Raw genomic sequence first — 2,718 nt, 5'->3', positions numbered from 1 at the left:
CTCCGCGGTGATCGTCGGCGGCGCAGGCGTCACGGTCATCTGCGATGCCGGCGTCGGCGGCAGGGACAGCGACGCCGGCGGCGGCATGGCCTCCGAGCCCTCTTCCTGCGGACGGCGCACCGGCTCGGGCTGGAAGGTCGGCGGCACGACCTGCGGCTTCGGTGTGTCGACCGCCAGATCGGGCGGTGCCGGGGTCGGCAAGGGCACTTTTTCGAGATCGCGCTGCGGTGGCGGGGCCTTGGGCTGAACGACCGGACGGTCGACCACCGCCGCGACGCTCGGCGGCGGCGCGGCAGGTTTCGGCGCCGCCTTGACCTTCGGCGGCTGGGCCGCGGGCGCAGCGACGGCCGGACGCGTCGGCGTCTTCGCCGCTGCCACGGCGGCGGCATGCGACCCACGCGCGGCGCGACTGGCTGCGGTGTCCCAGGTCGTCGTGTGCTTCACCCTGGCCACCGGCGCCGTCGATGGCGTGCCGCGCACGGGCGGCAGTGGCGGTGGTGGCTTGTCGATGAGGCGAACCTGCAGCGCGTCGGGATGGTCCGGCTCCGGCGGCGAAGGCAGCACGTTGTAAGCCGGGCCCAGGATCATCCCGAACAGGAAGACCAGGTGGATGAGAATCGTGCCGACCCAGCCGACGATCCTTCGCACGCTTTCGCGCGGTTTCTCCCGCAGGAGGCGCCGATAGACGAGCGCACGCATGGCCGCCTCGCGGGGCGAGACGGGCAGCGAATTCGCGGCGATCAGGGGATCGCTGTCCGGCGGGCCAGGGGTATGCATGGACGGCTAGTGTCCATGCTGCGGGCGCCGCAGACAATCGCCGCGTACGCCCGCGAGAGCTACTTGCCGGTACGGCGTTCGCGCTCCGCGTTTTCCTGGTCCATCGCCTTCAGCGGAATGTCCGACGCGCAGCCCTGTGGCAGGGGCTTGTCGGCGCGGAACGCCGCGATGCACTGGGCTTCGGTGGGCGGCGGCGTCTGGTCGGGAAGGTCCTTCACCAACGGATTCGCAGGGGCCATGTTGAGGCGGACGTCGCCATCCTTCTTCGAGGCCTTCGAGGGGTCTTCCCCGCTGCAGCCCGCCGGCAGGACGAACAACACGGTCGCGCAGTTCACGCGGGTGCCGTGACCCAGGTCGACCGTCTGCTTCACCGTGGTCTTCTCAATCACCTGGCGCACGCCCTTGCTCAGCGCGTTCTCGTCGCGCGGCGCCCAGTCCTTTTCAAAGCGGGTCTGCGTGTAGGTCACCGTCGTCTTGTGCGACATGATGCCGGTGTTGTCGGTGGGCTTTTGCGGGACGAAGTCGGGCTTCGACCCGGGGCCCGTCGTTGGCATCGCGACGGAACCGTCGTTGCCGAAGAGCGTGGGTTGTGGCGCCTGTGGCGCCGCGGTCGCGGCGGGCGTCGTCGTGTCCACCGGCGTCTCGTCCTCGGGTTTCTTCTTCGGTCGCGGCGGCTCGGGCCGTGTCGCCTCGGGCGAGCGCACCTTGGGCGGTGGCTCGGAAACGGGCGGCGGGGGTGGCGCATCGGCGACCGGAGGCGGCGCACGCGTCGGCTCGATGAAACGCACCTCGAGCACATCGGGGTGATCGTCGGGCGTGGCGAAGGCCACCTGCACACGCGGCTGCATTTCGTAGCGCACGAGGAAGATCAGCACGATGTGCAGGATCAAGGCGGCGGCGAGCGCCAGGGTGAAGCGCACCCGGTCGCGCGGCGGCGGGCGGCGACCGATGGCGCGCAGGGCCATCAGCGTCGCCGCATCGATAGGGGCCAGCCCGTGCGCACGCGACGACCCCTCCGGTTCCAGCCGGTGGGATTCGACGAAGGACGGTGGCGCCTTACCGGGATATTGCACGCGAGCGGGAGTCCCCATGGGGCCTTCGGAAGTGGGACAGGATAGTGGCGTGCCGCTGAGCACAGCGTAAGCCCTGGCTTACAGACCACTCATGCGGACGAAGATTCCCCTTGCGTCCGGCCCGGGTTCGGAGAAGCCTTGGGACTGGCGTTGGCGCGCCTGAACCACCGCCGCCCTGAGCGTCCGGATTGCCCGGACGACCTTGAGAAGGAGGGTCGCATCGTGTCGCCATCCACGGAACGCATCCGCAGCCTCGCCCTTGCCGGCCATGCCGGCGCCGGCAAGACCACCTTGTTCGAAGCCATGCTCCACGCCGGAGGCGCACTGACTGCCCCCGGTAGCATCGAGCGTGGCAGCACCGTCTCCGACACCGACCCCATGGAGAAATCGCGGGGTCACTCGATTGACGCGTCCATCGCCTCGATCGAGCGCAACGGCTATCGCATCCACCTCGTCGATACGCCGGGATACGCCGATTTTCGCGGACCCGCCCTCGCCGCCCTCGCCGCCGCAGACACCGTGGCCATCGTGGTGAACGGCGCGAACGGTATCGAGCACGGCACGCGAACGATGATGGCGCATGCGAAGGAGCGAGGCATGGCACGCATCCTCGTGGTCAACCGTATCGATGCCGAGGGCCTGGACCTGGCAGCGCTGGTCGATGCATTACGAGAGGAATTCGGCAACGAGTGCCTGCCGTTGAACCTTCCCTCGTCGAAGGGACATTCCGTGCGCGACGTTTTTTTCCAGACGACCGGCGACACCGACTTTTCTTCACCGGGGGAGGCGCACCAGCGAATCATCGACCAGGTGGTGGAGATCGACGACGAGGTGATGGAGCACTACCTCGAAGCCGGTGAGTCCGCGC

The 2,718-nt window shown here is 69.0% G+C and carries 2 protein-coding genes and 1 pseudogene; 1 reads left to right on the top strand and 2 read right to left on the bottom strand.

Translation table 11 applies throughout. The features are described from left to right. A pseudogene (locus AC1DT2_RS20180) lies at positions 1-777 on the bottom strand (hypothetical protein); the annotation flags it as partial. Between the two features lie 59 nt (positions 778-836). Then, the gene (locus tag AC1DT2_RS20175) at positions 837-1,868 is read right to left on the bottom strand and encodes a hypothetical protein (protein WP_477298307.1); all 1,032 of its coding nucleotides are present in this window, start codon (positions 1,866-1,868) and stop codon (positions 837-839) included. 204 nt (positions 1,869-2,072) lie between these two features. Here AC1DT2_RS20175 and AC1DT2_RS20170 point away from each other — a divergent pair. Beyond that, positions 2,073-2,718: GTP-binding protein (locus tag AC1DT2_RS20170; protein ID WP_477298306.1), on the top strand; the 646-nt coding region annotated here is incomplete at its 3' end.

The organism is Luteibacter sp. P4_E6, assembly GCF_056401535.1.
Note: the sequence above shows the minus strand (reverse complement) of the source record. Positions and strands in the feature narration are given on the sequence as shown.

Coding starts and splice junctions, on each gene's coding strand:
- AC1DT2_RS20175 (WP_477298307.1), bottom strand. CDS start 1,868: ATGGGGACTCCCGCTCGCGTGCAATATCCCGGTAAGGCGCCACCGTCC.